General features: G+C 63.4%; 26 protein-coding genes. 5 read left to right on the top strand and 21 right to left on the bottom strand.

Annotated features, from left to right (window positions below):
• Nucleotides 1-90: 90 nt before the first annotated feature.
• The 3 genes from AB3G31_RS06675 to AB3G31_RS06665 all read right to left on the bottom strand — a co-directional run bounded on the left by AB3G31_RS06675 (nucleotide 91) and on the right by AB3G31_RS06665 (nucleotide 1,324).
• Nucleotides 91-468 (bottom strand): VOC family protein, encoded by a 378-nt coding sequence (locus tag AB3G31_RS06675; RefSeq protein ID WP_367849409.1) that lies wholly within the window; start codon nucleotides 466-468, stop codon nucleotides 91-93.
• Between the two features lie 108 nt (nucleotides 469-576).
• Nucleotides 577-984 carry a VOC family protein gene (locus AB3G31_RS06670; RefSeq protein ID WP_367849408.1) on the bottom strand — a complete coding sequence of 136 codons (408 nt, stop codon included), beginning with the start codon at nucleotides 982-984 and terminating at the stop codon, nucleotides 577-579.
• Nucleotides 959-1,324, bottom strand: a complete 366-nt coding sequence (locus tag AB3G31_RS06665; protein WP_367849407.1) for a putative quinol monooxygenase — start codon at nucleotides 1,322-1,324, stop codon at nucleotides 959-961. Before AB3G31_RS06665 ends, AB3G31_RS06670 begins: the two co-directional genes overlap by 26 nt.
• A gap of 256 nt (nucleotides 1,325-1,580) precedes the next feature.
• Between AB3G31_RS06665 and dinB the strand changes: the two genes are divergently transcribed.
• Nucleotides 1,581-2,795, top strand: a complete 1,215-nt coding sequence (dinB, locus tag AB3G31_RS06660; protein WP_367849406.1) for a DNA polymerase IV — start codon at nucleotides 1,581-1,583, stop codon at nucleotides 2,793-2,795.
• Here the strand turns inward: dinB and AB3G31_RS06655 are convergent.
• The gene (locus tag AB3G31_RS06655; RefSeq protein ID WP_367849405.1) at nucleotides 2,792-4,426 is read right to left on the bottom strand and encodes an AMP-binding protein; all 1,635 of its coding nucleotides are present in this window, start codon (nucleotides 4,424-4,426) and stop codon (nucleotides 2,792-2,794) included. The genes dinB and AB3G31_RS06655 overlap by 4 nt on opposite strands.
• A gap of 147 nt (nucleotides 4,427-4,573) precedes the next feature.
• Here AB3G31_RS06655 and AB3G31_RS06650 point away from each other — a divergent pair, with 147 nt between their 5' ends.
• Nucleotides 4,574-5,500 (top strand): DUF3034 family protein, encoded by a 927-nt coding sequence (locus AB3G31_RS06650; protein ID WP_367849404.1) that lies wholly within the window; start codon nucleotides 4,574-4,576, stop codon nucleotides 5,498-5,500.
• An 11-nt stretch (nucleotides 5,501-5,511) separates the two neighbouring features.
• Nucleotides 5,512-5,937: a group 1 truncated hemoglobin gene (locus tag AB3G31_RS06645; RefSeq protein ID WP_367849403.1), complete on the top strand. Its 426-nt coding sequence runs from the start codon at nucleotides 5,512-5,514 to the stop codon at nucleotides 5,935-5,937.
• Nucleotides 5,938-6,076: 139 nt separating this feature from the next.
• Here AB3G31_RS06645 and AB3G31_RS06640 read toward each other — a convergent pair whose 3' ends face one another.
• From AB3G31_RS06640 to queC, 8 genes are all read right to left on the bottom strand, one after another.
• Nucleotides 6,077-6,856 carry a hypothetical protein gene (locus AB3G31_RS06640; protein WP_367849402.1) on the bottom strand — a complete coding sequence of 260 codons (780 nt, stop codon included), beginning with the start codon at nucleotides 6,854-6,856 and terminating at the stop codon, nucleotides 6,077-6,079.
• 34 nt (nucleotides 6,857-6,890) lie between these two features.
• Nucleotides 6,891-7,397 carry a hypothetical protein gene (locus AB3G31_RS06635; protein ID WP_367849401.1) on the bottom strand — a complete coding sequence of 169 codons (507 nt, stop codon included), beginning with the start codon at nucleotides 7,395-7,397 and terminating at the stop codon, nucleotides 6,891-6,893.
• A gap of 36 nt (nucleotides 7,398-7,433) precedes the next feature.
• Nucleotides 7,434-7,970, bottom strand: coding sequence for a hypothetical protein (locus AB3G31_RS06630; protein WP_367849400.1), 537 nt, complete (start codon nucleotides 7,968-7,970; stop codon nucleotides 7,434-7,436).
• A gap of 2 nt (nucleotides 7,971-7,972) precedes the next feature.
• The gene (locus AB3G31_RS06625) at nucleotides 7,973-8,500 is read right to left on the bottom strand and encodes a hypothetical protein (protein WP_367849399.1); all 528 of its coding nucleotides are present in this window, start codon (nucleotides 8,498-8,500) and stop codon (nucleotides 7,973-7,975) included.
• 41 nt (nucleotides 8,501-8,541) lie between these two features.
• On the bottom strand, nucleotides 8,542-8,847 hold the full coding sequence (locus AB3G31_RS06620) for a hypothetical protein (protein WP_367849398.1): 306 nt from the start codon (nucleotides 8,845-8,847) through the stop codon (nucleotides 8,542-8,544).
• 161 nt (nucleotides 8,848-9,008) lie between these two features.
• Nucleotides 9,009-9,827 (bottom strand): exosortase-dependent surface protein XDP1, encoded by an 819-nt coding sequence (xdp1, locus tag AB3G31_RS06615; RefSeq protein WP_367849397.1) that lies wholly within the window; start codon nucleotides 9,825-9,827, stop codon nucleotides 9,009-9,011.
• Between the two features lie 147 nt (nucleotides 9,828-9,974).
• Nucleotides 9,975-12,731 (bottom strand): XrtA/PEP-CTERM system TPR-repeat protein PrsT, encoded by a 2,757-nt coding sequence (gene prsT, locus AB3G31_RS06610; protein WP_367849396.1) that lies wholly within the window; start codon nucleotides 12,729-12,731, stop codon nucleotides 9,975-9,977.
• A 221-nt stretch (nucleotides 12,732-12,952) separates the two neighbouring features.
• Complete coding sequence (gene queC / locus AB3G31_RS06605) at nucleotides 12,953-13,651, bottom strand: 7-cyano-7-deazaguanine synthase QueC (RefSeq protein WP_367849395.1); 699 nt, start codon at nucleotides 13,649-13,651, stop codon at nucleotides 12,953-12,955.
• Between the two features lie 92 nt (nucleotides 13,652-13,743).
• On the opposite strand from queC, the gene AB3G31_RS06600 reads away from it, so the two are divergent.
• A complete protein-coding gene (locus tag AB3G31_RS06600; RefSeq protein ID WP_367849394.1) occupies nucleotides 13,744-14,277 on the top strand; it encodes a hypothetical protein in 534 nt (177 codons plus the stop codon).
• A 15-nt stretch (nucleotides 14,278-14,292) separates the two neighbouring features.
• On the opposite strand, the gene AB3G31_RS06595 is transcribed toward AB3G31_RS06600, so the two are convergent.
• The 9 genes from AB3G31_RS06595 to AB3G31_RS06555 all read right to left on the bottom strand — a co-directional run bounded on the left by AB3G31_RS06595 (nucleotide 14,293) and on the right by AB3G31_RS06555 (nucleotide 25,505).
• On the bottom strand, nucleotides 14,293-15,231 hold the full coding sequence (locus AB3G31_RS06595) for a dihydrodipicolinate synthase family protein (RefSeq protein ID WP_367849393.1): 939 nt from the start codon (nucleotides 15,229-15,231) through the stop codon (nucleotides 14,293-14,295).
• A 13-nt stretch (nucleotides 15,232-15,244) separates the two neighbouring features.
• Entirely contained in the window at nucleotides 15,245-16,999 is a 1,755-nt protein-coding gene (locus AB3G31_RS06590) for an IlvD/Edd family dehydratase (protein WP_367849392.1), read from the bottom strand.
• A 9-nt stretch (nucleotides 17,000-17,008) separates the two neighbouring features.
• On the bottom strand, nucleotides 17,009-17,986 hold the full coding sequence (gene yjfF / locus AB3G31_RS06585; RefSeq protein ID WP_367849391.1) for a galactofuranose ABC transporter, permease protein YjfF: 978 nt from the start codon (nucleotides 17,984-17,986) through the stop codon (nucleotides 17,009-17,011).
• Nucleotides 17,983-19,029, bottom strand: coding sequence for an ABC transporter permease (locus tag AB3G31_RS06580; protein ID WP_367849390.1), 1,047 nt, complete (start codon nucleotides 19,027-19,029; stop codon nucleotides 17,983-17,985). Before AB3G31_RS06580 ends, yjfF begins: the two co-directional genes overlap by 4 nt.
• Nucleotides 19,022-20,545 (bottom strand): sugar ABC transporter ATP-binding protein, encoded by a 1,524-nt coding sequence (locus AB3G31_RS06575; protein WP_367849389.1) that lies wholly within the window; start codon nucleotides 20,543-20,545, stop codon nucleotides 19,022-19,024. Before AB3G31_RS06575 ends, AB3G31_RS06580 begins: the two co-directional genes overlap by 8 nt.
• On the bottom strand, nucleotides 20,542-21,738 hold the full coding sequence (gene mmsB, locus AB3G31_RS06570) for a multiple monosaccharide ABC transporter permease (protein WP_367849388.1): 1,197 nt from the start codon (nucleotides 21,736-21,738) through the stop codon (nucleotides 20,542-20,544). Before mmsB ends, AB3G31_RS06575 begins: the two co-directional genes overlap by 4 nt.
• A gap of 23 nt (nucleotides 21,739-21,761) precedes the next feature.
• Nucleotides 21,762-23,288, bottom strand: a complete 1,527-nt coding sequence (gene mmsA / locus AB3G31_RS06565; protein WP_367849387.1) for a multiple monosaccharide ABC transporter ATP-binding protein — start codon at nucleotides 23,286-23,288, stop codon at nucleotides 21,762-21,764.
• 114 nt (nucleotides 23,289-23,402) lie between these two features.
• Nucleotides 23,403-24,473 carry a multiple monosaccharide ABC transporter substrate-binding protein gene (gene chvE, locus AB3G31_RS06560; protein WP_367849386.1) on the bottom strand — a complete coding sequence of 357 codons (1,071 nt, stop codon included), beginning with the start codon at nucleotides 24,471-24,473 and terminating at the stop codon, nucleotides 23,403-23,405.
• Between the two features lie 66 nt (nucleotides 24,474-24,539).
• On the bottom strand, nucleotides 24,540-25,505 hold the full coding sequence (locus AB3G31_RS06555; protein WP_367849385.1) for an ABC transporter substrate-binding protein: 966 nt from the start codon (nucleotides 25,503-25,505) through the stop codon (nucleotides 24,540-24,542).
• A gap of 195 nt (nucleotides 25,506-25,700) precedes the next feature.
• On the opposite strand from AB3G31_RS06555, the gene AB3G31_RS06550 reads away from it, so the two are divergent.
• Nucleotides 25,701-26,666 carry a LysR family transcriptional regulator gene (locus tag AB3G31_RS06550; RefSeq protein WP_367849384.1) on the top strand — a complete coding sequence of 322 codons (966 nt, stop codon included), beginning with the start codon at nucleotides 25,701-25,703 and terminating at the stop codon, nucleotides 26,664-26,666.
• The last annotated feature ends 1 nt before the right edge of the window (nucleotide 26,667 follow it).

The raw sequence follows: 26,667 nt of genomic DNA, 5'->3' as shown, positions 1-26,667 counted from the left end.
GGTACCCAAATGGCCCTCTGCGCTTATGGAATGGGCGTGAGCAGCTCCTGTTTTTTACTCTTAAAACAGGAGCATTCAGCACCCCAGCGGTCAGGAATCGCCCTCAGGCGCATGGCAGACGGCCTCGAAGTTGTGCCCGTCCGGCCCGATCACAAAAGCGCCGTAGTAGTGGGGGTGGTACTGCGGCCGCAGCCCCGGGCCGCCGTTGTCCTGGCCCCCGGCGGCCAGGGCCGCTGCGTAAAACTGCCGCACCTGCTCGCGATTCTTCGCCGCAAAAGCCAGGTGTATCGGCCCCGGGCTGGCACCGAAAGCGCCGAACCAGAAATTGCCCTCGCCTTGGCGCCCCACCATGGCCCAGCCCTCGCCTTCCATGGTGATCGCTATGCCCAAAGGCTGCAGCGCCCGCAGCAGGAATTCTCGCGCCTTGGGGAAATCCGAAACGTTGAATCCGATGTGATCAAAGACCATGGGGAACCTCGTGCAGAAGTGGGTGGATGGTGGGGCCTACAGCTTACCCGGCCTGCGCCCGAACCAGGCCCAGGCTGCGCAGTTGGCGCTCCAAACCAAACGAACCGGTTAAGTCGCACTTTCCGCACTCGGCTTGCTCCCCGCGAGTTCGTAGGTGGTCAACTCATACGGATTGCCGTCAGGGTCCCGGAAATACAGGGACATGGATGCCTCGTGGTCCTGCTCGCTCACCGCTCCCGGCATGGCCTCTTCCAGGTACGCCTTCCAAGCCAGGTACTGGGCCCCACCCACCCGAATGGCCACCACGGAGCGGCAAGGCTGCGCCGGACGCTCGAACAACGCAATCTGGACCGTGCCTGTGTCGTTCTGGACCGTCAGCGGTCCGCCGCCGGTGGCCCAGAATTCCAGCCCCGGGCTCCGATGCAGCCCCAGCACCCGGCGGTACCAGGCCTCGGCCTGGGCCCGGTCGGTCACGTACACGTGGATGTGGTCAAAAGCCTGTAGTTCGGGTGGCATGGGGAGGGCTCCCAGGTGTTTTTGTGGATGCTTCAGCCCCGTTGAACGCCATACCCGGAATCAATGGCACCACATCGACCAGTTCCAGCGATGTGACCATGTCTTGTGTGGCGTTCTTGTACGTGAGGAAGTGCGGTGTCTTCAGGTGCGCCTCGTACGCCGCCTGGTCTGCGTAGACCTCCAGGATGGTGAAGCGTGCCGGGTCTTCTATCGATGAAACGGCATGCAGGCCCAGAACACCGGGTTCAAGCCTGATGGCGGCCTCGATCCCCTCCTGGAGGGCGGCCCTGTACCGTTCCAGGTAACGGGCATCGACGACGATGTTGGCAATGCGCATCATGCTTGCACCCTCCAGTGATGCCACGACAGGTTTCTGTACAGCCCTGGTTTCGCTTCCATCGACCCGGATACCCCACCAGGTGCCCGAGCGGATTCTTGCTTTGCACTATAGCCTTGGCACCGAAAAAGTTGGTCTGCACTGGAGTCGATTTTTTATGCGTAGGTCTGGCCGGGGTGGGCAGTTGCAGCGCCGGAGATCAAAGGCTTTCTCGAGGTGCATGGAACAGAGCGCTGCAAAACCGCCTTACACTGTTTAAATGCACAGCCCCCGCCGTATCGCCCACCTCGACATGGACGCGTTTTACGCCTCCGTGGAGCTGCTGCGCTATCCGCAGCTCAAGGGCCTGCCGGTGGTGATTGGTGGGGGGCGGCGCAAGGAGGACGAAGCGCTGGCGGGGCAGGTGCTGGCGGAGATTGCCGTGGACGCATTTCCCAAGCTCAAGGACTACGTGGGGCGCGGGGTGATCACCACGGCCACCTATGCGGCGCGGCAGTTTGGGGTGGGGTCGGCGATGGGGCTGATGAAGGCGGCCAAGCTGTGCCCGCAGGCGATTTTGCTGCCCGTCGATTTTGAGGAAATCCGCCGCTATTCGCGCCAGTTCAAGGCCATCGCGCAGGAGATCGTGCCGCAGATGGAAGACCGGGGGGTGGACGAGATCTACCTGGACTTTACCGAGGTGCCCGGCGGGCAGCGCGAGGGCGGGCGGGTGCTGGCGCGGCTGATCCAGAAGGCGGTGCTGGACGCGACCGGGCTGACCTGTTCGGTGGGCGTGGCCCCCAACAAGTTGATCGCCAAGATGGCCAGCGAATTCAACAAGCCCAATGGCATTTCCATCGTTGGGCCGGACGACCTGCAAACCCTGGTCTGGCCGCTGTCCTGCCGCAAGATCAACGGCATTGGCCCCAAAGCCGGTGAGAAGCTGACGGCACTGGGCATCCACACCATTGGCGACCTGGCCGCGGCCGACCCGCAGTGGCTGGTGGCGCACTTTGGCAAGGCCACGGGGGCGTGGATGCATGCCTCGGCCCACGGGCGCGACGACCGCCCGGTGGTCACCGAGAGCGAACCCGTGTCCATGAGCCGCGAAACCACTTTTGAGCGCGACCTGCACGCGGTGCACGACCGGGCCGAGCTGGGCGCGGTGTTTACCCGGCTGTGCGAGCAGGTGGCCGCTGATCTGCAGCGCAAGGGCTATGTGGGCAAAACCATCGGCATCAAGCTGCGCTATGACGACTTCAAGGCCGCCACCCGCGACCACACGATCATCCACCCCACGGCCGATGCCAAAACCATCCGCCAGGCCGCCGGGCAGTGCCTGAAGCGCGCGCCGCTGGACAAACGCCTGCGGCTGCTGGGCGTACGGGTGGGTTCGCTGGCGAAAGCCGGCTCAGAAGGAAATACAGCCTCTGCGCTCATTCCATCAGCACAAGCAGCTATGTATTTAGAAGCGCAGACGGGCTGGCTTTTCTAGATCGTCCGCAGCTCGCGGCGTAAGACCTTGCCCAGCGCGGACTTGGGTAGCACGTCGAGAAATTCCACGCTGCGCGGGCGCTTGTAGGCGGTGAACTGCTCGGCACAAAAGGCCAGCACATCGGCCTCAGAAAGCGCCGGGTCTTTGCGCACCACAAACGCCCGCACCGCCTCGCCGGTGGCCGCATCGTGCACGCCCACCACCGCGCACTCCAGCACCCCGGGGTGGCGGGCCAGCACGGCTTCGATCTCGGCGGGGTAGACCTTGAAGCCGCTGACCAGCACCATGTCCTTTTTGCGGTCGATGATGCGGATGCGGCCCTGGGCATCCATCACCCCGACGTCGCCGCTCAGGAAATAGCCGTCGGCGGTGAAGGCGGCGGCGGTGTCCCCGGGACGTCGCCAGTACCCGGCCATCACCTGCGGGCCGCGGATGGCAATTTCACCGGGCTGGCCCGGGGGCACGTCCTGGCCAGCATCGTCCAGCATGCGCACGTGCACGCCGGGCATGGGCAGCCCGATGTCGCCGGTAAACACCTCGGAATCGGTGCGGTTGCAGACCACGGCGGCGGCGGTTTCCGACAGGCCATAGCCCTCGGTGATGGGGCAGCCGGTCACCTCCAGCCAGCGCCGGGCCACGGCGGCCTGCACCGGGCTGCCGCCGCCGTTGCTGATGCACAGCTCGCTGAAGTCCAGCTGCGCAAAGTCGGGGTGCTGCAGCAGTGCGCCAAACAAGGTGTTGACCGCCGGGAACATATGCAGCTTGTAGGGCTTCAGAAGCGCAATCATGGCCGTCTGGTCGCGCGGATTCGGGATGAGGATGTTGCGCGCCCCGGCCCGCATGCCCAGCAGGCTGCAGACCACAAACGCAAACACGTGGTACAGCGGCAGCGCGCAGACGATGGTGAACGGGGTGCTGCGGGCATGGCGCTGCAGGCCCGGCGCCATCCAGGCCTCGGAGGCCAGCACATTGGCCACCAGCGTGCGGTGCAGCAGCGTGGCCCCCTTGCTCACCCCGGTGGTGCCGCCGGTGTACTGCAGCACCGCCGGGTCGCTGGGCTGCAGCACGGGGCGGAGGTAGGGCAGGCTGCGGCCTTGCACCAGGGCATCGACAAAGCTGCTGCCGCCCTCGGCCAGCGCGGGCAGCACGGCTCCGGCGGGCAGGCCCAGCAGGTCGGTGCCTGCGGCCACCAGCACGGTGGCCACATCGGTGTGGGCGACGATGGCATCCAGCGTGGGCACAAAGCGGTCCAGGATGACGATGGCCTTGGCGCCAGAGTCCTGCAGCTGGTGCTGCAGCTCGCGCGGGGTGTACAGCGGGTTGATGTTGACCGCCACAAACCCGGCGCGCAGCACCGCCGCCATGGCCACGGGGAAGCTCAGCAGGTTGGGCAGCATGATGGCCACGCAGTCGCCCTGGGCCAGCGGTTGGTCTTGCAGCCAGGCGGCCAGCGCCCTGGACAAGGCATCTACGTCGCCGTAGCGCAGCGCGTGGCCCATGAACACGTAGGCATCGCTGTCCCGGTGGGCGGCAAAGCTGTGTTCCAGCAGGGCTACCACCGTGGGCAGGCCCGTGGTGTCGATGGCGGTGGGCATACCTGGGGGGTAATGGGCTTGCCAGGGGTAGTGCATGGAGAGTGTCCTGGTTGAAATTATCGAAAAGCCGAATCGCGAAGCACCCTGTTTTTAAGGTATTTTCGGCGTATCTGAATGTGTAGATTTAGACTTTTGCGTTACATATCCATGTGTACGCCCTTGCCCCATCCCCGAGGAGTTTTTATGCGTGTATCCGCCTCTGCACTTGCCGCCGCAACCTTGGCCTTGTGCAGCCCCTGGACGCTGGCCGACACCGGCAAACTGCTGCTGACCGGCGGTGTCAGCAGCATCGACGGCGCCGCCGGTGGCGGGCTGACCCCGTGGGCGGTGGTGGGCAGCAATGCCACCGCGCATGAGATCGGGGCCAGCGCCGCCCTCACCCGCGTGCACACCCGCGACTACGCCTTGAACGTGGCGGGCGCAGTGCTGGGCATCCACGACCGGTTCGAGCTGTCACTGGCCCAGCAGGACTTCAACGCCGGGCCCACCTCGGCGCTGGCCGGTTTTGGCGTTACCCCCGGACAGCACATCAAGATGGACATCTTCGGTGCCAAGCTGCGGGTGGCAGGCGATGCCGTGCTCAACAGCGATACCTGGGTGCCGCAAATTGCCGTGGGCCTGCAGCACAAGCGCGTGCATGCCGGCAGCATGGAGCCGGTGCTATCGGCCCTGGGGGCCAAAACCACCGGTACCGACGTGTATCTGAGCGCCACCAAGCTGCTTCTGGGCCAGGGCCTGCTGGTCAACGGCACCCTGCGCGCCACCCAGGCCAACCAGAACGGCCTGCTGGGTTTTGGCGGAGCGCTGGGCCAGAACAAGACCCGGCTGGTGCCGGAATTTTCGGTGGCCTACCTGCTGCGCAAGGACCTCGCCATCGGCGCGGAAGTGCGCTTCAAACCCAACAACCTGGAGCCGGTGGGCAACGCCGTGTTCGGTGCCAATTCGGGCGCGCTGCGCGAAGACAGCTGGAAGGACCTGTTTGTGGCCTGGGCCCCCAGCAAGCATTTATCGCTGACCCTGGCCTACGTGGACCTGGGCCGCATCGCCCCCGCCCTGGTGGCGGGCCGCAAACAGACCGGTGGCTATGTGTCTGCCCAAATCGCATTTTGAGGAGCTGCACCATGAAATCTTGCAAACCATGGATCGCCGCCGCGCTGCTGCTGGTGTGGTCCGCTGCCAGCCACGCCCAAACCTCCCCGCTCTACGAGTCCCTGGGCGAGAAGCCCGGCATCGCCGCCCTGGCCAGCGACTTTGTGGACCGCATGAAAGCCCACCCCCGCATCGGCACCATGTTTGACAAGATCAAGCCCGCGTACCTGAAGGAGCAGATTGCCGACCAGTTCTGCGAAGTCAGCGGCGGGCCGTGCAAGTACGATGGTGAGACCATGAAAAACTCGCACGCCGATCTCGGCATCGACAAAGCCCAGTTCAATCTGGTGGTGGAGATCTTGCAAGCCGCCATGGACGCGCGGGGCATCCCGTTTACCGCCCAAAACCAGTTGCTGGCCCAACTGGCGCCGATGCACCGCGACATCATTACCAAATAAAAAGCCCCTCGCGTGCCGATGGAACCAGCGCGAGCAGCTACTTTTTACATAGCAAATCGGCGAATGTACCTTTTTGCTACTTAATGAATAGCTGCTTACGCTGACAGAATAAGCGCGAGAGGCATAAAAGACTCCGAACTCAGCCCGGTTCGGTTTTCAACACCGTCGTGCCAGCCCGGTCGAAACGCAGGGAGACTTCGTGCAGGCTGCTGCGCAATTCGGCGCTGGCATTGGGTGGCAGGATGACGAAGCCGTCTTGCTGGTCGGCGCGGGCCAGGCCCAGTTTGAGCTTGAGTTCACCCTCGGCCAGCCGCAAGGTGGGCATGCCGGTTTCCAGCTGCTGCAGGAACCCGCCCATCAGGTGCCCGACCTGGTCCGGGGCCAGCACCTCCAGCTTGCCCGCGCCGCCCAGCTGGGCCGTCAGGGTCTTGATGCGCTCTGTGGCCAGGCGCAGGCTCTCTACATTGGCCTTGGTGGCGGCCTCTTGCTCGGCTACCTTGGCCTGTACGGCGGCGGCAATGGCGGCTTTTTCGCGCTCGGCGCTGCCGTCCAGGCGCTGGAACAGGGTTTGGTTGTCGGCCTGGGCCGCGTCGCGCTGCTCGGCCAGGCGCCGGTTTTCCGCCAGCAGGCCGTCGATCTGGGTTTTCAGCAGGCTGATCTGGGCGGTCTGGTCGTCGGCTGGATCGGGCGCACGCAACTGCACTTGCACGGCTGCCAACTGTTGGCGCAGCGCGTCGGCCTCGGCGGTGGCCTTGAGCTCACGGTCGCTGGCGGCAGTGGCGGCCAGTTTCAGGCGTGACATGGTGTCCGCCGCTTCGGCCAGGCTGGTACGGGCAGCCGCCTCGGTGGCCGCGGTCTGGGCCTGGGCGGCCTTCAAAGCGGCCTGTAGTTGGGCCAGCGTGGGGGGTTTGGTCACCATCTTGGGTTCCTCGGTTGCGCACAGGATGGGCGGGTCAGTCGGCCACCAACTGCTCACGCACCATACGGCCCTCGGCATCCACGGCATTCACCAGCCAGCGGCTGCTGCCCGGCACAAAGGTGGCGTGCACCTGGAGCGGGCCGATCACCCGCTCCAGGGCCTGCAGGTCGTCGCGCTGCCGAAAGCCTTTGATGATCTCGTCCTTGGACTTGACGGGCACGGTGGTGCCGCCCGGGTTGCTGGCTACGGCCGGTGTGGCGGCGGTGGCCACAAAGTTGACGCGGATGGTGGATACGGCCGATGCATTGAGCGCGCCCGCCAGGTGGGCGGACGACAGCGGCTCGATCTCCAGCTCGCCGGTGCTGTTGCGGGACACCGCGGCCTTGATCTCCAGCATGGCCTCGGACATCACCATGCCGCTAGCCAGGCCGACCCCCAGGCCCAGGTCGGTCTGGGCGCCGGTCAAAGCGGCGCCGGCATTGCCCAGCAAGGCCCCCAGAGGGGCACGCGGCAAGGCGGAAGGGTTGGTGGCAAGGGCCATGGCGGAAATGCTCCAGCTGTCGGTACAACGGGTGGGTTAGCTGGTGACCGTGCGGCGCGGAATCTCCAGACGCAGCGGCGCGGGCACGGGTACCAGGGTGGCGGTTATTTTGGAATGCACCGACACGTCGCGGTTGAGCTTGCGCTCGAAGCGGATGTTGGCTGTCTCCGCAAACAGGCCCAGCCCGCCTTTCTTGACCGTGCCGTCTTCGTTGGTCTGCTCGACCAGTTTCAGGTCCATGGCCACCTCCACCGTGGCCTGCGAGAACTGGTAGAAGGTGGGCTTCACCCCCAGCGCCAGCAGCGAGACGGTTTGCGGTGCCCCCTGGGTGAAGCTGACGGTGCCGTCGGCCGCCACCGTTTCGGTGATGCTGGGGACCATCTGCACCGTGGTTTCGGCCAGCTCGGTAACCATCTCGGCGGCACTGCGGTCCAGGGCCATTTGCGCATCGGCAATGCCCTCGGCCATCAGGCGCACCAGGTCGGCAAACGAGGTGGATGCCGTTTCCTGCACCGCCACATCGGCCGCCACGATGGGCGTGCGGAAGACCTTGGCCTTGTCCAGGGTGGCCATGGTCAGGCGGGGACTTTAGGTGGACGGTTGTCTACCACGTTGAGCTGCGGGGCAATGCGCGGCGGCGGGGGTACCGGCACCATGCGGGTCAGCAGGCGGCTGGTGCCATGCACTTCCTTGCCAAACTTGCGGTTGTGCGACACGTCCACCGACACCGACGCGCTCCAGCAGGCAAACCCGGCCTTGGCTTTGACGCCGACCTTGAGGCTGGTTTCCACCGAGGTGGTGGTTTTGATGTCCATCGTGACTTCGATGGTGGCCTCGGCAAACTGGTAGAACGTGGGCATCAGCCCGATCTGGATCAGCGACACGTTGACCGGGGCAGAGTTCACAAAAGTCACATCGCCATTGGCGGCAATGGTCTGGGTCACCGCCATCACCAGCGGCAGCTCGGTCTCGGCCAGGGCCTTGGCGGTCTCTACCGAGTTCTCGTCCAGCGCCTTTTGCGCCTCGGCAATGCCCAGGGCCAGTTTCAGCACCATATCGGGAAGGGGTACGTCGAGTAATTCTTGTCCAACACTACCGGCCATAGCTGTCTCCTTGGAATGGGCCGCTGGTCACGCAGCAGCAGTTACGAAACCCGCGACGCAGGCACCGTTTTGGAGAGGTTCAATGCCCCCAGAACCGATGCCAGACGTTGCTGGTCCACGTTGACCGGGCCGATAAAACGCACCGCCCGAGATCCCCGTAAACCCATGTACGCAGTCACTCCCATCACTACCAAGGCCTTGGCCGTATCGAACCGGGCCACCACCTGGCCGCCCACACTGCGCACCAGCGCATCGATACCGCCCGGCTCCGCCGCCTCCAGCAAAAACATGCCACGCCCCGGCAAACCAATGGATACCTTGGCCCCAAAGCGCTCTGCTATTTGCATTGACTGTCCTCGCAATGGAATTGATTTCATGATGGTCGATGCGACCCAATCCTGCATCCACAAGTTTGATGAAACCAGCTGTAACGATGCCCCAACGCAAAAAGGCACCGAAACTCGGTGCCTTTTGAGGGATGGCCGCAAGCGGCCCGGAATCGAAGAACTCAGGCGGCCAAAGCAGCCGTCTTGCCCTTGGACTTGCGGCGGCTGGCCAGGAAGCCCAGCAAGCCTGCACCCACCAGAGCCAGCGAGCCGGGTTCCGGCACCTTGCTGGTACTGGGCGTCGCAACACCGGCAACAGCCAGCAGCTTGAAGTAGTCGTTGCCGTTGTCCAAAAGATTAGCGGCACTGCTGGTCGTGGTAGCAACACTGGCGTAGCCCGAGTTGTAGGCGCTGATCAACCACCAGCTGGAACCCAGCGTCGTGTCACCGGTGGAGGCATTGCTACCAGTTACCAGATTGGCAATCTGACTGACCAGGGTCCAGCCACCGCCCACAGCTGTCAGCTGTGCCACGGTCTTGCCCAGGGTAGCCGTGGTCACGGCAGCCGCCGTGGTGGCGGTACCGATGTAGCGCAGCACGCTCGCATCGGAATCAGAAGCGTATGCCGCAGTGCCAACGGCAGCGCCATCTTTCCAGGTCCAACCAGAGGTGATGCCGGTCAACACAACGCTGCTGCTGAAGCTCAGCAAAATTGCGTCGGTGTTGGTTGCGTTGTCGGTGGAGTGCTCTGGCGAACCCGTGGCCTCGCCCGTTGCAGCAACCCCAAGGCCGCCAGTCCAGGCAGTGGCCGTAGCAGCGGCAAATACGCTGCCCGAACCAGTGGTGGACATGGCAGTGGCTGTCGAGGTGATGGTGGTGCCGCTGGGGGTGCCCGTGGTGCCCGAAGCGAAGCTCCAGTCGGCCATGGCGGACGAGCCAGCCACCACCAATGCACTGCCTACAAGCCACTTGGCGACATGAAGGTTGCGTTTACTTGTCATCTGGTTCCCCTAAAGATTAGCTACTAAAAATACAATTTGATACTTTGTCAGCTAGAACCATACCAGACAAGATTTTTCTATATTTATCATTAACTTAAATAGAGATTTTGCTTTTTCGCATGTTGGATTGTAAACAATGCCGACACTTTACCGAAGCGACTTCGCCAGGGTTTCCGCGTCGGATGAACTCTCGAATCCACGGCCTGCTTTCAGTGCGGCCTCCACCTCGTCCAGCGCTTCGGCCTTGCGTCCCGACTGGGCCAACAGCACACCCAGGTGGTACCGGATGCTGGGGTTTCCGGGTTCACGCAGGCGTGCGTCCCGCAGCAATTGAAGGGCCCGGTCTGACTGGGTGCTGCCGCCCAATTGGAATAGCGTCCAGCCCAGGGTGTCGATGGCGCTGGCGTTGGCGGGGTCTTTGGCCAAGGCTTGCTCGGCAATGGCCACGGCCGACGGGTCCTTCAAGCGCAACAGCACATTGGCCAGGTTGTTCAGCACCCTGGCATCGCCCGGCACCGTTTTCAGCAGCGCCTCGTAGGCGGTGCGGGCCGCTGCGTAGTTACCGCTGCGGGCATAAAAATCAGCCACCACCCGGCGCACCGCCAGATCCTGTGGATGGCTCTTGGTCCATTGGTCTGCCAGTTGCAGCGCGGCCTTACCGCCGTCTTGCGCCGACAGCACGCCGAACAAGCGCAACAGCGTGTCGCTGGAGGGCTCGGTCTGGTGCGCTCGCCGGTAGGCATCGATGGCGGCAGCATTTTGCCCGCGCGCCAGAGCAATATCGCCCTGCAGGCTGTAGCCCACTGCCCGCTTGGGTGCCTGGGCCACGATCTGCCGGGCGAGTTGATCCGCCTTGGCCACATCGCCCTGGCGCAGCAGCACTTCGGCCTTCAGCGCCTGGGCGGGCAAATGGGCGGGGGCGGTCGAAAGTGCTTTATCCAGGCTATAGGCTGCGCCCGCCGGGTTGTTAGCAGAGAGTTGCAACAGCGCAATTTCCACCTGCCGAGACGCATTGAATTCGGCCACCCGTGTGGCGGTCGTCAATGCCGCGCGGGCGCCCGCCTGGTCCGCGTTGGCCAGCATGGCGCGCGCAGAGGTCAGCAACACCGCCAGATCTTCCGGGGCCTTGATCGACAATTTCTTCACGGCTTCGATGGCCGGTGCCACTTGCCCCTTGCGCAGATGCAATTGCACCAGCGCCAAGCCGGGGCGCACGTCGTGCAGACCGCTGAAGTCATCGGCCTTGCGCAGTGACCTGACTGCTTCGTCGGTCTGGCCCCGCAGGTCTGCCAGATTGGCCAACTCCATCAGCACTTCGACGTTCTTTTCGTTGGACTTGAGCATGGCAGCAAGCCGGATGGCCGCTGCATCGAAAGCCTTGCTGGCAATGTCCAACCGGGCCAGATTGAGCTGCGGCGGCAGCAGCGCCGGGTCAATCCTGGCCGATTCCTCGAACGCAGCCTTGGCCCCTGGCAGGTTTCCGGTCTGGGCCAGCGCCATGCCCAGTAAATTCTGGAACCCTGCATTGCCGGGCTGCTGTTTGACCAGCCCTTGGGCGACCGCAGCCGCTTTTGCGTTTTGACCAGCACGCAAATACAGACCGGCCAATGCGGCACCCGCCATTGTCTGAGCCGGGTCGTTTTTATAGGCGCTTTCCAGTTGCGCCATGGCGTTGTCGGATTGGCCACTGCCCATCAGACTCAAGCCCAGCGTGGTGCGGACCTCGGGGGTGTCTTTGGAGAGCAAGGCTTCTTGCATCAGGGCGGTGGCTTTGGCATTGCGCCCCTGCGACATGTGGGCGGACGCCAGCAGCACAAGAGCCTGGCTATCGCCGGGCACGGCTTTGGCATAGCCCTCCAGCGTCTCGATAGCCCGGTCCACATTGCCCTCGGCAAAGTAGACCTGGGCCAGCAGCTTGGAAACGGTGGTGGCACCCTGCGCCCGCTGGAAGGCCTCCAGGTAGGGCCGCGCCTTTTCGCGCTCGTTCAGGCCGTAATGGGCCAATCCGTTCAGCATCATCAGTTGCGGCCGATAGCGGATGAACTCCAGCGGCACCGGGTCGATCAGGGCCGTGACTTCTTGCAGCGCCGCCGTGGCGGCCTTGGCATTGCCCTCTTTTTCGGCCAACAGCGCTTTGAGGTAGGCAGCGCGCGGCTCTCTGGGGGACAACCGCTGCGCCTCGGCAACGTCTTTCGCTGCATCGGCTGGCTTGCCCATATCGACCAACAACCCGGCACGGGCAACCCGGGCTTCCATGTGTTTAGGGTTCATTTGGAGCGCTTGCGTGTAGGCGGCCAGCGCACCGTTCAAGTTGCCCTGGACATGCAAAATCGCCGCTTTTTGGTAATACACCTCTGCAGCGTTGGGGGCCAGTGCCAACGCCCGCGCCACCGCATCATGGGCTTCCCGAAACTTGCGCTCACGGATGCGAACGGGCACTTCGGCCAGCCAGGCATCGGCAGAACGCGGGTCGGCAACGCGCGCGTCTTCGATGTTGCGCATCGCCGCACGGATGTCGCCGGTGTCCGATGCCGCCGCCGCGCGCAACACCAGCAATTGAACCTGGGTGTCCTGTGGCAGGCCCGCTGGGTTGAACTGCGGCTGCTCCAGCACCATTTTTTGCTTGCCCTGGGCAATAAACGACTGGGCCAGGGGAACGACCACTTCGGCACGGTTCACACCCAGGCGCAAGGCCTCCAGCAAGGCCACCTCGGATGCCGCGGCCTCACCGTTGGCCAACAAGGCTTTGCCCAGCAGCACCTGCACAGGCAGCATGTTCCTATCGATTTGCAGCGCGTTTTTCAGCTGGATGATGGCACCGGGTATGTCGCGCTTTTCGAAGCGGCCCAAGGCATCTTCGTAAAAACGGGAGGCTTTGCTGTCGGTGACAGCGTGGCTGGTCATGCTGGCAGCACACAGGAGCGCCAAGAAAATTGCGCGGCAAGGGGGAGAAAATGGGGTCATGCAAGGGTCCAACGGCGGCAAGTGCACACAAAACGTGCGCACATCCCGGAATGTTACCTTGCGTAACTTTTGTTAATGGATCCGTCTGTCCCTCAAACAACAAGGAAAAGAACCAAGGGTGATATTCGTCACGTGCCTGTCGGCAACGGACCACAGGCGGCTCAGACGGGCGTTACAAACCGCTCAAATCCGCGCGCGCGCAACACGCATGCCGGGCATTCGCCGCAGCCATAGCCCCAGGCATGGCGGTGCACGCGGTCGCCCAGGTAGCAGGTGTGGGTGTCTTCCACGATCAGGTCCACCAGGGGCTGGCCGCCGAGTTGCCGGGCCAGCTCCCAGGTCTGGGCCTTGTCGATCCACATCAGCGGGGTTTCGATCAGAAAGCGCTTGTCCATGCCCAGCGACAAGGCCAGCTGCATGGCTTTCATGGTGTCGTCGCGGCAGTCGGGGTAGCCGGAGAAGTCGGTTTCGCAGACACCGGTGACGATCACTTCCAGGTCGCGCCGGTAGGCCAGCGCGGCAGCCAGCGTCAAAAACAGCAGGTTGCGGCCCGGCACGAAGGTGTTGGGCAGGCCGCCCTCCTCCATTTTGAAGGCCATGTCGCGGGTGAGCGAGGTCTCGCTGACCTGGCCCAGCACCGACAAATCCAGCAAATGGTCTTCGCCCATCTTGTCCGCCCATTGGGGGAACTGGGCCTTGATATGGGCGAGCACGTGCAAACGTGCGTCCAGCTCGACGTGGTGGCGTTGGCCGTAGTCAAAGGCTACAGTTTCCACATGGGCGTACTTGGACAAGGCCAAGGCCAGGCAGGTGGTGGAATCTTGCCCACCGGAGAATAAAACAAGGGCGCGGGAATGCATGGTTTAAGAACAGCTTCAGACCGGGTACGAACAATCGGCCAATTTACCATCGAACACCGCGGCCTTGCTGGGCGCTACACCAGGACCCCTGCATGCACTACCTGAAACGTTTCTTGATGGCCGTGTTCCACACCGCGTTGGCGCTGCTGCTGATCTTTGGCGAGTGGGGTTGGGAGCCGCTGGCACGGGCCATGGACCGGCTGGCGCGCCTGCCGGTGTGGTCGCAGCTGGAAGCGCGGATACAGCGGCTGCCGCCCTACGCGGCCTTGCTGGTGTTGTGCGTGCCGATGCTGACCCTGCTGCCGGTCAAGCTGCTGGCGGTGTACTGGATGGCCCGGGGCCACACCGTGCTGGGCCTGCTGGTGGTGTTGGCGGCCAAGGTGGTGGGCACGGCCTTGGCGGCACACCTGTTTCAGCTCACGCAGCCCGCCTTGATGCAGCTGGCCTGGTTTCGCCGCTGGTATCCGCGCTGGCTGGTGTGGAAGGACGGGGTGATCGCGCAGGTCAAGGGCGCGCGGCCCTGGCGGATGGTCCATGCATTTGCCCGCCGGGCCCGCCGCATGGCACGACGGTTTATAAGGTTTTTAGGCCTCTCACGCCCATTCCATAAGCGTGAGGAGCTATAAAAACAATAGCGACTGTTATTTACCCCAGCGCAGCACCAGGGGGTCGAGTCGGCGGGCGGTTTCGATCAAACCGGCGCGCACCGCGGGGTGCATGTCCGGCCAGGGGTGGCGCGGGGCTTCGCAGGCGATCACGCCGCCCTCGGCCATCAGCGACTTGGCGGTGAGGATGCCGCCCTGGCGGTTTTCGTAGTTGATCAGCGGCAGCCACTGCTGGTACAGCGCGTAGGCCTTGTCGCGGTCGCCCGCGCGGTGGGCTTCGATGATGGGGCGTATGCCGTCGGGGTAGGCGCCGCCGGTCATGGCACCGGTGGCACCGGCATCCAGGTCGGGCATCAGCGTGATTGCTTCTTCGCCGTCCCACGGGCCTTCAATGGCCTCGCCGCCCACGCGGATCAGCTCGCGCAGCTTGGCGGCCGCACCGGCGGTTTCGATCTTGAAATACGCCAGGTGCTCGATCTCCTGCGCCATGCGGGCCAGGAACGGCACCGACAGCGGCGTACCCGCCGCGGGCGCGTCCTGGACCATGATGGGGATGTCGATGGCATCCGACAGCCGGGCGTAGAACTCGTAAATCTGCGGCTCGCCCACACGGAACGTGGCCCCATGGTAGGGCGGCATCACCATGACCATGGCCGCGCCCATGTCTTGCGCGCGGCGACTGCGCTGGGCGCAGACCGTGGTGCCGAAATGGGTGGTGGTGACGATCACCGGCACGCGGCCTGCCACGTGCTCCAGGATGGTTTTGGTCAGGATCTCGCGCTCGTCGTCCGACAGCAAAAACTGCTCGGAGAAGTTGGCCAGAATGCACAGGCCGTCGGAGCCCGCGTCGATCATGAAATCGACGCAGCGCTTCTGGCTGGGCAGGTCCAGTTCGCCCGAGGCGGTAAAGGTGGTGGGGACGACCGGGAAGATGCCGCGGTAGCGGGGGTTGGTAGCGTTAAAAACTTTGGACATGGCGTTTAAACAATTAGTGGGAATGGCGGGGCACGGTGGAGCCACGGCAGCCGACCAGGAAGTCGAAGTCGCAGCCATCGTCGGCTTGCAGCACGTGGTCTACGTACAAACGGGCATAGCCGCCCGACAGGGGCTTGGGCTGTTGAGACGAATGGCCCGACAGCGCAGCCAGGCGCTCGGCCAGCTCGGCATCGCTGATGTCCAGATGCAGGCGGCCTTGTTCGCAGTCCAGCTCAATGAAGTCGCCGTCGCGCACGGCCGCCAGCGGGCCGCCCGCAGCGGCTTCGGGGGCCACGTGCAGCACCACGGTGCCGTAGGCGGTGCCGCTCATGCGGGCGTCCGAGATGCGCACCATGTCCTTTACGCCCTGGCGCAGCAGCTTGGGCGGCAGGCCCATGTTGCCGACCTCGGCCATGCCGGGGTAGCCCTTGGGGCCGCAGTTCTTCAAGACCATCACGCAGCTGGCATCGATGTCCAGGTCTTCGTCGACGATGCGTTCCTTGTAGTGCTCCAGGTTCTCGAACACCACGGCGCGGCCCCGGTGCTTCAGCAGCGCGGGCGTAGCGGCCGACGGCTTGAGTACCGCGCCGCGGGGCGACAGGTTGCCGCGCAGGATGCAGATGCCGCCGTCGGCGATCAGCGGGTTGTCGATGGGGCGGATGACTTCGTCGTTGTACTGGGGCGCTTCGCGCACGTTGTCCCACATGGACTTGCCGTTGACGGTGAGCGCATCAGGGTGCGGCAGCAGGCCGTGTTCGCCCAGGCGGCGCACCACCGCGGGCAGGCCACCGGCGTAGTAGAACTCTTCCATCAGGAAGCGGCCCGAGGGCTGCAGATCAACGATGGTGGGCGTGCCGCGGCCGATGCGGGTCCAGTCTTCCAGGTCCAGCTGCACGCCGATGCGGCCGGCAATGGCCTTCAGGTGGATCACGGCGTTGGTGGAGCCGCCGATGGCCGCGTTGACGCGGATGGCGTTCTCAAAGGCTTCGCGGGTCAGAATTTTGGACAGCGTGAGGCCTTCGCGGGCCATCTGCACCGCCCGGATGCCCGACATGTGCGCCAGCACGTAGCGGCGTGCATCCACCGCCGGAATGGCGGCGTTGTGTGGCAGCGAGGTGCCCAGGGCTTCGGCCATGCAGGCCATGGTGCTGGCCGTGCCCATGGTGTTGCAGGTGCCCGCAGAGCGCGACATGCCCGCCTCTGCGGCAAAGAACTGGTGCTCGTTGATTTCGCCCGCTTTCAGCGATTCGTGCAGTTGCCACACCGCCGTGCCGGAGCCGATGTTTTTGCCATCCAGCTTGCCGTTGAGCATGGGGCCGCCGGTGACCACGATGGCGGGGATGTCACAGCTGGCCGCGCCCATCAGCAGCGCAGGCGTGGTCTTGTCGCAGCCGGTAAGCAGCACCACCGCGTCGATGGGGTTGCCGCGGATGGCCTCCTCTACGTCCATGCTGGCCAGATTGCGGGTCAGCATGGCCGTGGGGCGCAGGTTCGATTCGCCGTTGCTGAACACCGGAAACTCCACCGGGAAGCCACCCGCCTCGAAGATGCCGCGCTTCACGTGCTCGGCGATCTTGCGGAAGTGGGCGTTGCAGGGGGTGAGCTCGCTCCAGGTGTTGCAGATGCCGATGATGGGGCGACCATCGAACTCGTGGTCCGGAATGCCCTGGTTCTTCATCCAGCTGCGGTACATGAAGCCGTTTTTGTCGGCGCTGCCAAACCATTCGGCGGAGCGCATTTTCTTGGGGGTATCGGTGGAATCGGTCATAGGAAAGTTTCAGGGTTGGGGGGATTTATGGGCGGCAAACACCCGCTGGAGCAGGCAGAACAGGAACAGCAGCGCACCTACGACGATGCGCGTCCACCAGGAACTCAAAGTGCCGTCAAAGGAAATCAGGGTCTGGATAATGCCGAGCATCAGCACGCCAAACAGGGTGCCAACCATGTAGCCCGAGCCACCGGTGAGCAGCGTGCCACCGATGACCACCGCCGCAATCGCGTCCAGCTCCATGCCCACGGCATGCAGGCCGTAGCCCGAGAGCATGTAAAACGTAAACACCACGCCTGCCAACGCCGAGCAAAAGCCCGACAGCGTGTACACGCCGATCAGGGTGGCACGCACCGGCAAGCCCATCAGCAGGGCCGAGCTTTCGCTGCCGCCCACGGCGTACACCGTGCGGCCAAACGGCGTGCAGTGCGCCACAAATACCGCCACCGCCAGCACGATGAGCGCGATGACCGCGCCGATGGACAGCGAGGCATCGCCCCACACCGGGATGCGCATCTGCGAGACGTCGGAATAGAACCCGTTGGTCATGCTGATCGAGTCGATGCTGATCAGGTAGCACAGGCCACGCGCCAGGAACATGCCCGCCAGCGTCACGATGAAGGGCTGCAGCCGAAAGCGCTCGATCAAAAAGCCCATGCAGGCCCCGAAGGCCGTGCCCATCAGCAGCACCAGCGGAATCACCAGCGCCGGACTCCAGCCATGCTTCTCCACCAGTGAGGCCGACACCATGGTGGTGAACGCAATCACCGAGCCCACCGACAGATCGATACCGCCAGACAACACCACAAAGGTCATGCCCACCGCCACGATTACCAAAAAGGCGTTGTCGATCAACAGGTTCAAAAACACCTGCAGCGAGAAAAAACCGTCATAGAACACCGAACCCAGTGTCGCCATGGCGGCAAACAAGGACACCGTCGCCAGAATAGGCAGGTGCTGGGGATTGAAACGGGGGGTCGCACTCATGCCCGGCCTCCGGCGTGCGCGGGGCGCAGCGTCCACATGCGCACGGTGGCGCGGAACTCGGCAGACTGCAGCAGCATCACCGCAAACACCACCACGGCTTTCACCACCAGGTTGATCTCGGGCGGCACGCCCAGCGAGTAGATGGCGTAGGTCAGCGTCTGGATGATCAGCGCGCCAATCACGCTGCCAAACAGACTGAAGCGCCCGCCGGTCAACGCGGTGCCGCCCAGGGTGACGGCCAAAATGGCATCCAGCTCCAGCAGCTGCCCGGCGTTGTTGCCGTCGGCACTCTTCACGTTGGAGCTGATCAACAGCCCGGCCACACCGGCGCAAAACCCGCAAAAGGCATACACCCACACGGTGAGCTTGCGCGCCTGGATGCCCACGCCGCGCGCCGCCACCGGGTTGATGCCCACCGCCTGGATGAACAGGCCCAAGGCGGTGCGCGTCATGGCCAGGTGCAGTACGCCATACACCAGGGCCACGATGAACAGCGAGAACGGCAGGCCCGCCAGGTAGCCGCTGCCCAGAAAGAAAAACGGCGCGTAGTAGATGGTGATGATCTGCCCGCCGGTGATGAGCTGGGCAATGCCCCGGCCTGCCACCATCAAAATCAGCGTGGCAATGATGGGCTGCATGCCGATGCGGGCCACTAGCAAACCATTCCACAGGCCACACACCACCGCCACACCCAGCGCGGCCAGAATCGCCAGCGGCATGGGAAAGCGGCTGGCGTGCACCGCCACCCCGTCTTGCACCACCAGCGCGCCGCCAATCATCCAGGCGGCCAGCGCGGCCGCAATCGCCACCACCGCGCCCACCGAAATGTCGATGCCGCGGGTGGCGATCACCAGCGTCATGCCCAGCGACACCAGCACCAGCGGTGCGGCCCGGTTCAGGATGTCGACCAGGCTGCCGTACAGGTGGCCGTCGCGCCATTCGATGTGCAAAAAGCCCGGGTTGAACACCACGTTAACTATTAAAAGTAATAGCAAGGTCAGTAACGGCCACGCGCGCGGATGCCGTAAAAAGGTCTTAAACATGGTCGGCCGCAATCAGTGCATAAACTTCGTCTTCAGAACTGCCACCGGGCAGCTCCCCCACTTTGCGGCGGTCGCGCAGCACGGCGATGCGGTCGGATACCCGCACCACTTCACTCATCTCGCTGGAGATGAACAGCACCGCCATGCCGCCGCGTGCCAGGCGCAGGATTTCTTCCATGATTTCCTGCTTGGCGGCCACGTCGATGCCGCGGGTCGGCTCATCCAGAATCAACAGGCGCGGGTCGGTGGCCAGCCAGCGGGCGATCACCGCTTTTTGCTGGTTGCCGCCCGACAGCAGGCCGATGGGCGTTTCGATGCTGGCGGTCTTGATGCCCAGCGTTTTGACGAAATGCTCGGCCAGCGTGGTCTGCTCGGCGATGCTCAAGAACTTGCGCACGCCCAGGCGCGCCTGCAGCGCCAGGGCAATGTTTTCACGCACCGACAGCTCGGCGACGATGCCGTCGGTTTTGCGCTCTTCGGGGCACAGGGCGATGCCATGCTGCACCGCGTCGGCCGGGCTGCCAAGTTGGGCCGTCTGGCCGTCGATCTGCAGGCTGCCCTTGTCGGCGGCTTCCAGGCCAAACAACAGCCGCGCCAGCTCGGTGCGGCCGGAACCCAGCAGGCCCGCCAGCCCCAACACTTCGCCTGCATGCAGCTGCAGGTCCACCGGCTGCAAGCGCCCGGCCTGGCCCAGGCCCTGGGCTTGCAGCAGCACCACCTGCTGGGCGGCATCGCGCTGCTGCCCGGCATGGGCGTTTTGCACCGCAAATTCACGGCCCAACATGGCAGAAATCAGCGCCTGGGGCGGCAGCGCATCGGCCATCCACTCCCCCACCCATTCGCCATTGCGCAGCACGGTGATGCGGTCGGAAATGGCGTACACCTGGTTCAGGAAGTGCGACACAAACACAATCGCCAGGCCCTCCCCGCGCAGGCGGCGCAGCACCTCGAACAGTTTTTGCACCTCGTCTTCGTCCAGGCTGGAAGTAGGCTCGTCCAGGATCAGCACCTTGGATTCCACGCCCAGTGCCCGGGCGATGGCCACCAGCTGCTGCACCGCCACCGGGTAGGTGGAGAGCAGCTGGGTCACGTCGATGTCCAGCCCGATGCGGGCCAGCAGTTCGCGGCTGCGGCGATGCACGGTGGCCCAGTCGATGCGGTAGCCCTGCGTCCAGCCCAGGCGCGGAAAGCGCCCGGCAAACACGTTCTCGGCCACCGACAGGTTCGGGCACAGGTTCACCTCCTGGTAGACGGTGCTGATGCCCAGCTTTTGGGCCGCCAGCGGCGAGTCGGGCCGGATGGCCTGCCCCATCAACAGCATCTGCCCGCCACTGGACTCCAGCACGCCAGTGAGCACCTTGATCAGCGTGGACTTGCCCGCGCCGTTTTGCCCCATCAGGGCGTGGATCTCGCCAGGGTACAAGCGCAATTGCACGTTTCTCAGCACAGGGTTACCGGCAAATTCCTTGTCGATACCCGTGAGCTCCAGCACGGGCAGTGCGCTGGTGCCGGTCATCCCTTGTTTTTGTTGTAAACGTCAACAAACACAGCGGCCAGCAGCACCAAGCCCTTGATGATCTGCTGGTAGTCGATGCCGATGCCCATGATGGACATGCCGTTGTTCATCACGCCCATGATGAAGGCGCCAATCACCGCGCCCATCACCTTGCCCACACCGCCCGAGGCCGAGGCCCCACCGATGAAGCAGGCGGCAATCACGTCCAGCTCAAAACCCAGGCCGCCCTTGGGCGTGGCGGTGTTGAGACGCGCGGCAAACACCAGCCCGGCCAGCGCGGCCAGCACACCCATGTTGATGAAGGTGTAGAAGGCCAGACGTTCGGTCTTGATACCCGACAGCTTGGCGGCCTTTTCGTTGCCACCCAGGGCGTAGACGCGGCGGCCAATGGTGGTGCGGCTGGTGACAAAGTCAAACACCGCGATCAGCAGCGCCATGACGATCAGCACATTGGGCAGCCCCTTGTAGGATGCCAGCAGGTAGCTGAAAGTGATCAGCAGGGCCGAGAAAATCACCATCTTGCCCCAGAAAAAAGCCGTGGGTTCGCCGGCCACGCCGTGCTTTTGCTGGTTGGCACGTGCGCGGATGCCCGCCACCACCAGCGCCATGGCCACCAACACGCCCAGCAGCAGCGAGGTCAGGCGCAGGCCTTCAGAGCTGAGCAAATCCGGGATGAAACCCGAGCTCAGCGACTGGAAGGTATCCGGGAATGGCCCCACCGACTGCCCTTGCAGCAGCGCCAGTGCCAGGCCGCGAAACACCAGCATGCCCGCCAGCGTGACGATGAAGGACGGAATGCGGAAGAAAGCCACAAAGTAGCCCTGTGCCGCACCGATCAGCCCGCCCACCGCCAGGCAGACGATGGCCGTGGGCAGGTAGTGCCAGTTGTAGTTGACCATCAGTACGGCGGCCACCGCGCCGACAAAACCGACGATGGAGCCCACCGACAGGTCGATGTGCCCCGCCACGATCACCAGCAGCATGCCCAGCGCCATGATCACGATGTAGCTGTTTTGCAGCACCAGGTTGGTCAGGTTCAGCGGCTGCATCAGCGTGCCGTCGGTCATGAACTGGAAGAAGCCCATGATGGCCACCAGCGATAGCAGCATGCCGTATTCGCGCAGGTTGCTCTTGAAGAAGCTCAGGCCCGAAGGCGCGGCGGTGGCAGCAGGGGTTGCAATTGTTTTTTCCATGGTCTGAATGCTCTGGTTTTTATTTAGTTGGCGCTGACGATGGCGCGCATGATCTTTTCCTGGCTGGCTTCGGCGGTGGGCATCTCGGCCACGAAACGGCCTTCGTTCATCACGTAGATGCGGTCCGACAGGCCCAGCAGTTCGGGCATCTCGGAGGAGATCACGATCACGCACTTGCCCTCGGCGGCGAGCTGCGCGATCAGGGTGTAGATCTCGAACTTGGCCCCCACGTCGATGCCGCGGGTGGGCTCATCCAGGATCAGCACCTCGGGGTTGGTGAACAGCCACTTGCTGAGCACCACTTTTTGCTGGTTGCCACCCGACAGGTTGACGACTTTCTGGTCCACGCCCGAGCAGCGGGTGCGCATCTTTTCGCGAAAGCCCTGGGCCACGGCAAACTCCCGGCCATCGTCGATGACGCCGTTTTTGGACACGCCGGGCAGGTTCGCCAGCGAGGTGTTCCACTGGATGTCTTCGTTCAACACCAGGCCATTGCCCTTGCGGTCTTCGGTGACATAAGCCAGGCCATGGGCCACAGCTTTTTGCACCGTGGAGACATCGATTTCCTTGCCGTGCAGCAGCGCCTTGCCGCTGATGCGCTGGCCCCAGGATTTACCAAACACGCTCATGGCCAGCTCGGTGCGGCCCGCGCCCATCAGCCCGGCAATGCCGACGATCTCGCCGCGCTTGACGGTGAGGTTGATGCCCTTGACCATCTCGCGGTCGGCGTGCTGCGGGTGGTAGGCGCGCCAGTCGCGCAGCTCGAACACGGTTTCTCCAATTTGCGGGGTGCGCTTGGGGTAGCGGTCGGCCATCTCGCGGCCCACCATGCCGCGGATCACGCGGTCTTCGCTGATGGATTGTGCGCGGCAGTCCAGCGTCTCGACGGTGGTGCCGTCGCGCAGGATGGTGATGGAGTCGGCGACCTTGGCGATTTCATTGAGCTTGTGCGAAATCAAAATGCAGGCAATGCCCTGGGCCTTGAGCTCCAGCAGCAGCATCAACAGCGCGTCGCTGTCGGTCTCGTTGAGGCTGGCGGTGGGCTCGTCCAGGATCAGCAGTTTGACTTTTTTGGACAGCGCCTTGGCAATTTCCACCAATTGCTGCTTGCCCACGCCGATGTTGGTGATCAGGGCATCGGGCGATTCCTTCAGGCCCACTTTCTTCAGCAGCGCCTGGGTCTGGCTGTGCGCGGCCATCCAGTCGATCACGCCGTTGTGCGCGGTCTCGTTGCCCAAAAAGATGTTTTCGGCAATCGACAGCAGCGGCACCAGGGCCAACTCCTGGTGGATGATGATGATGCCCTGCTGCTCGCTGTCGTGGATGCCCTTGAAACGCTGTTCCTGGCCCTGGTAGCGGATTTCACCGGTGTATTCGCCGTGTGGGTACACGCCCGACAGCACCTTCATCAAGGTCGATTTGCCCGCGCCGTTCTCGCCGACGAGGGCATGTATTTCACCCGCGCTGACGCGCAGGTTCACTTTGTTCAGCGCAACCACTCCGGGGAATGTCTTGCGGATGTCGTGCATCTCTAGGATTGTGTTCACCATCAGCACCCTTTTATTTTTATAAAACACCGAAAAAAAAAGCCCTACACCTCGCAATGCAGGGCCTCTTCAAGCGCACTGGCAATACCCCGGGCTTTTGGCCTGGGGCGGATGCCTTTACTTGATTTGCGATTCTTTGTAGTAGCCGCTGCCGATCAGGATCGGGTTCCAGTTGGTGGCATCCACGGCCACGGGCTTGAGCAGGTAGGCAGGGACCACCTTGATGCCGTTGTTGTAGGTCTTGGTGTCGTTGACTTCGGGCTTCTTGCCAGACAGTTCGGCGTCCACCATGTTGGCGGTAACCTTGGCCAGCTCACGCGTGTCCTTGAAGATGGTGGAGTACTGTTCGCCGCGCAAGATGGACTTGACCGAAGGCACTTCCGCATCCTGGCCGCTCACCACAGGGCAAGCCTGGGTCTTGGTGCAGTAGCCCACGCCCTTGAGCGAGGACAAAATGCCGATGGAAATACCGTCGTACGGGGACAGCACGGCGTCAACCTTGTCCTTGGTGTAGAAGGCCGACAGCAAGTTGTCCATGCGGGCCTGGGCCACCGCGCCGTCCCAACGCAGGGTACCGACTTTTTCCATGCCCATTTGCTTGCTGCGCACCACCAGCTTGCCGCTGTCGATGTAGGGCTTGAACACGCTCATGGCGCCGTCATAGAAGAAGAAGGCGTTGTTGTCGTCAGGCGAGCCGCCAAACAGTTCGATGTTGAACGGGCCCTTGCCCTGCTTCAGGCCCAGCTTGTCGACGATGGTGCCCGCTTGCAGCACGCCGACCTGGAAGTTGTCGAACGTGGCGTAGTAATCCACGTTCTTCGAGCCCTTGATCAGGCGGTCATAGGCGATGACCTTGACGCCCTTGTCGGCCGCGTTTTGCAGCACTTTGGACAGCGTGGTGCCGTCGATGGAGGCAATCACCAAAACCTTCACACCCTTGGTGACCATGTTCTCGATCTGGGCGAGCTGGTTCGGGATGTCGTCGTCTGCGTACTGCAAATCGGTCTTGTAGCCACGGTCTTTCAACACTTTGACCATGTTGTCGCCGTCGGCAATCCAGCGGGCCGAGGACTTGGTCGGCATGGAGATGCCGATGGTGCCCTTGTCTTGGGCATTGGCTTGCGGTGCAACACCGAGTGCAGCCAAGGCCAAGCTGGCCAACACAGATTTGAGTAACGTACGTTTCATTGGAATTGTCTCCGAGGGTTTTTAAAAAGGCGCGTCCAGTATCCAACGCGCCGAGGGGGATGCAGATCAGTACTTACGCTTGGGGAACTCTTTGGCGGCCACTTCCATGGGGAAGATGCCTTCTTCGGTGACGATACGTTTTTGCAGCGTTTTGCCGGCCTTCAAATCTTTCACCGCCGACATGAGCTGTGGGCCCAGCAGCGGGCTGCACTCGACCGACACATTGAGCTTGCCCGCCATCATGGCCTCGAACGCGCCCTTGACGGCGTCGATGGAGATGATGGTGATGTCCTTGGCGGGCTTCATGCCGGCTTCTTCGATGGCCTGGATGGCGCCGATGGCCATGTCGTCGTTGTGTGCATAAAGCACATTGATCTTTTTGCCCTCGGCCTTGAGGAATGCCTCCATGACTTCCTTGCCCTTGGCACGGGTGAAGTCGCCGGTTTGCGAGCGGATGATCTTGAACTTGGGGTCGGCCTTGATGATTTCTTCAAAGCCCTTCTTGCGGTCGATGGCCGGGGCCGAGCCCACCGTGCCCTGCAGCTCGACGATGTTCACATCGCCGGTGCTGCCCTTCATGGCTTCCACCAGCCAGCGGCCTGCCTTGCGGCCTTCTTCGATGAAGTCCGAACCCATGAACGAGACGTACAGCGAGTCGTCCTTCACATTGACCGAGCGGTCGGTCAGCACCACCGGGATCTTGGCGGCCTTGGCCTCGCGCAGCACGGTTTCCCAGCCCGACTCGACCACGGGCGAGAACGCGATCACGTCCACTTTTTGCGCGATGAACGAGCGGATGGCCTTAATCTGGTTTTCCTGCTTTTGCTGGGCATCGGAGAACTTCAGCTCGATACCGGCTTCTGCAGCGGAGGCCTTGATGGACTCGGTATTGGCCGTGCGCCACTCGCTCTCGGCCCCGACCTGGCTGAAACCCAGCACGATCTTCTTCTGTGCGAACACGGTGCCTGGCAGCAGGGCCGCCAAAGGTGCGGCGGCCAGTGCGATGGCGAGGGTACGGCGATGGATGCGCATGTTGTCTCCTGGTGGTTTAGTTATTTGCCCTGCACACCGTCCACAAGGACGGCATTAGAACCCGGTATCAGCTTCTTTGGCCAATTAGATGAATGCTTAATTACAAACACCCTGAGAGTCTAAGAACAAAACAGGTATCAATCCAATGGTTTTTTAGCCAAAATACATATCAATATTCACATTCTGGAAAACCCCATGGCCTCGAGCTCCCCCTGGTTTATCCGTGCCCGCCTGAAGACCCGCCAACTGCTGTTGCTGGTGGCCCTGGACGACGAGGGCAACATCCACCGCGCCTCGCAGGTGCTCAACATGACCCAGCCCGCCGCGTCCAAGCTGCTCAAGGACCTGGAAGACGTGTTGGAGGTGCCGCTGTTCGACCGGTTGCCGCGCGGCATGCGCCCCACCTGGTATGGCGAAACCATGATCCGCCACGCCCGGGTGGCGCTGGCCAGCCTGAACCAGGCGCACGAGGAGCTGACGGCCCTGAAAGCCGGGCGCTTTGGCCAGGTCGGGGTGGGGGCCATCACCTCGCCCGGTCTCACGCTGCTGCCCAGCGCGGTGGCCATGGTCAAGCGGGAGCAGCCCACGCTGCGCGTCGGGCTGGAGATCGAAAACAGCCCGGTGCTGATCGAGCGACTGCAGCAGGGCAAGCTCGACCTGGTGGTGGCGCGCCTATTTGCCGAGCAAGACAAAACCAATCTGCGCTACGAACCGCTGATTGAGGAACCGGTGTGCGCCATCGCCCGCCCCGGCCACCCGCTGGTCGGCGTAGACGGGCTAGCGCTGCGCGATGTGGTGGGTACGGGCTGGATCGTGCCGCCCGCAGGCAGCGTGCTGCGGCACCGGTTCGACCTGATGTTCCAGGAAGTGGGCCTGGCGCCGCCGACGAACGTCATCGAGTCATCGGCGCTGCTGTTCATCACCCGCATGCTGCAGCAAAGCGACATGCTGGCGGTGATTGCCGCCGACGTGGCCCGCTACTACGCCGCGCACGGCCTGGTGGCCATCGTGCCGCTGGACATGCCCTGCCACATGGACGCGTTCGGCATCATCACCCGCACCGACCGCCTGCCCTCGCCCGCCGCCAAGGTCATGCTGACCGCCCTGAAAGCCGCCAGCCTGGCGCTCTACGGCTGCACGCTGGAGGCCATGGAGACGTAAA

Source organism: Rhodoferax sp. WC2427 (assembly GCF_040822085.1).
In the GTDB taxonomy this organism is placed as follows: domain Bacteria; phylum Pseudomonadota; class Gammaproteobacteria; order Burkholderiales; family Burkholderiaceae_C; genus Rhodoferax_B.
This window is presented reverse-complemented; position numbering and strand designations above follow the sequence as displayed.

Coding starts and splice junctions, on each gene's coding strand:
- AB3G31_RS06675 (WP_367849409.1), bottom strand. CDS start 468: ATGGTCTTTGATCACATCGGATTCAACGTTTCGGATTTCCCCAAGGCG.
- AB3G31_RS06670 (WP_367849408.1), bottom strand. CDS start 984: ATGCCACCCGAACTACAGGCTTTTGACCACATCCACGTGTACGTGACC.
- AB3G31_RS06665 (WP_367849407.1), bottom strand. CDS start 1,324: ATGATGCGCATTGCCAACATCGTCGTCGATGCCCGTTACCTGGAACGG.
- dinB (WP_367849406.1), top strand. CDS start 1,581: ATGCACAGCCCCCGCCGTATCGCCCACCTCGACATGGACGCGTTTTAC.
- AB3G31_RS06655 (WP_367849405.1), bottom strand. CDS start 4,426: ATGCACTACCCCTGGCAAGCCCATTACCCCCCAGGTATGCCCACCGCC.
- AB3G31_RS06650 (WP_367849404.1), top strand. CDS start 4,574: ATGCGTGTATCCGCCTCTGCACTTGCCGCCGCAACCTTGGCCTTGTGC.
- AB3G31_RS06645 (WP_367849403.1), top strand. CDS start 5,512: ATGAAATCTTGCAAACCATGGATCGCCGCCGCGCTGCTGCTGGTGTGG.
- AB3G31_RS06640 (WP_367849402.1), bottom strand. CDS start 6,856: ATGGTGACCAAACCCCCCACGCTGGCCCAACTACAGGCCGCTTTGAAG.
- AB3G31_RS06635 (WP_367849401.1), bottom strand. CDS start 7,397: ATGGCCCTTGCCACCAACCCTTCCGCCTTGCCGCGTGCCCCTCTGGGG.
- AB3G31_RS06630 (WP_367849400.1), bottom strand. CDS start 7,970: ATGGCCACCCTGGACAAGGCCAAGGTCTTCCGCACGCCCATCGTGGCG.
- AB3G31_RS06625 (WP_367849399.1), bottom strand. CDS start 8,500: ATGGCCGGTAGTGTTGGACAAGAATTACTCGACGTACCCCTTCCCGAT.
- AB3G31_RS06620 (WP_367849398.1), bottom strand. CDS start 8,847: ATGCAAATAGCAGAGCGCTTTGGGGCCAAGGTATCCATTGGTTTGCCG.
- xdp1 (WP_367849397.1), bottom strand. CDS start 9,827: ATGACAAGTAAACGCAACCTTCATGTCGCCAAGTGGCTTGTAGGCAGT.
- prsT (WP_367849396.1), bottom strand. CDS start 12,731: ATGACCAGCCACGCTGTCACCGACAGCAAAGCCTCCCGTTTTTACGAA.
- queC (WP_367849395.1), bottom strand. CDS start 13,651: ATGCATTCCCGCGCCCTTGTTTTATTCTCCGGTGGGCAAGATTCCACC.
- AB3G31_RS06600 (WP_367849394.1), top strand. CDS start 13,744: ATGCACTACCTGAAACGTTTCTTGATGGCCGTGTTCCACACCGCGTTG.
- AB3G31_RS06595 (WP_367849393.1), bottom strand. CDS start 15,231: ATGTCCAAAGTTTTTAACGCTACCAACCCCCGCTACCGCGGCATCTTC.
- AB3G31_RS06590 (WP_367849392.1), bottom strand. CDS start 16,999: ATGACCGATTCCACCGATACCCCCAAGAAAATGCGCTCCGCCGAATGG.
- yjfF (WP_367849391.1), bottom strand. CDS start 17,986: ATGAGTGCGACCCCCCGTTTCAATCCCCAGCACCTGCCTATTCTGGCG.
- AB3G31_RS06580 (WP_367849390.1), bottom strand. CDS start 19,029: ATGTTTAAGACCTTTTTACGGCATCCGCGCGCGTGGCCGTTACTGACC.
- AB3G31_RS06575 (WP_367849389.1), bottom strand. CDS start 20,545: ATGACCGGCACCAGCGCACTGCCCGTGCTGGAGCTCACGGGTATCGAC.
- mmsB (WP_367849388.1), bottom strand. CDS start 21,738: ATGGAAAAAACAATTGCAACCCCTGCTGCCACCGCCGCGCCTTCGGGC.
- mmsA (WP_367849387.1), bottom strand. CDS start 23,288: ATGGTGAACACAATCCTAGAGATGCACGACATCCGCAAGACATTCCCC.
- chvE (WP_367849386.1), bottom strand. CDS start 24,473: ATGAAACGTACGTTACTCAAATCTGTGTTGGCCAGCTTGGCCTTGGCT.
- AB3G31_RS06555 (WP_367849385.1), bottom strand. CDS start 25,505: ATGCGCATCCATCGCCGTACCCTCGCCATCGCACTGGCCGCCGCACCT.
- AB3G31_RS06550 (WP_367849384.1), top strand. CDS start 25,701: ATGGCCTCGAGCTCCCCCTGGTTTATCCGTGCCCGCCTGAAGACCCGC.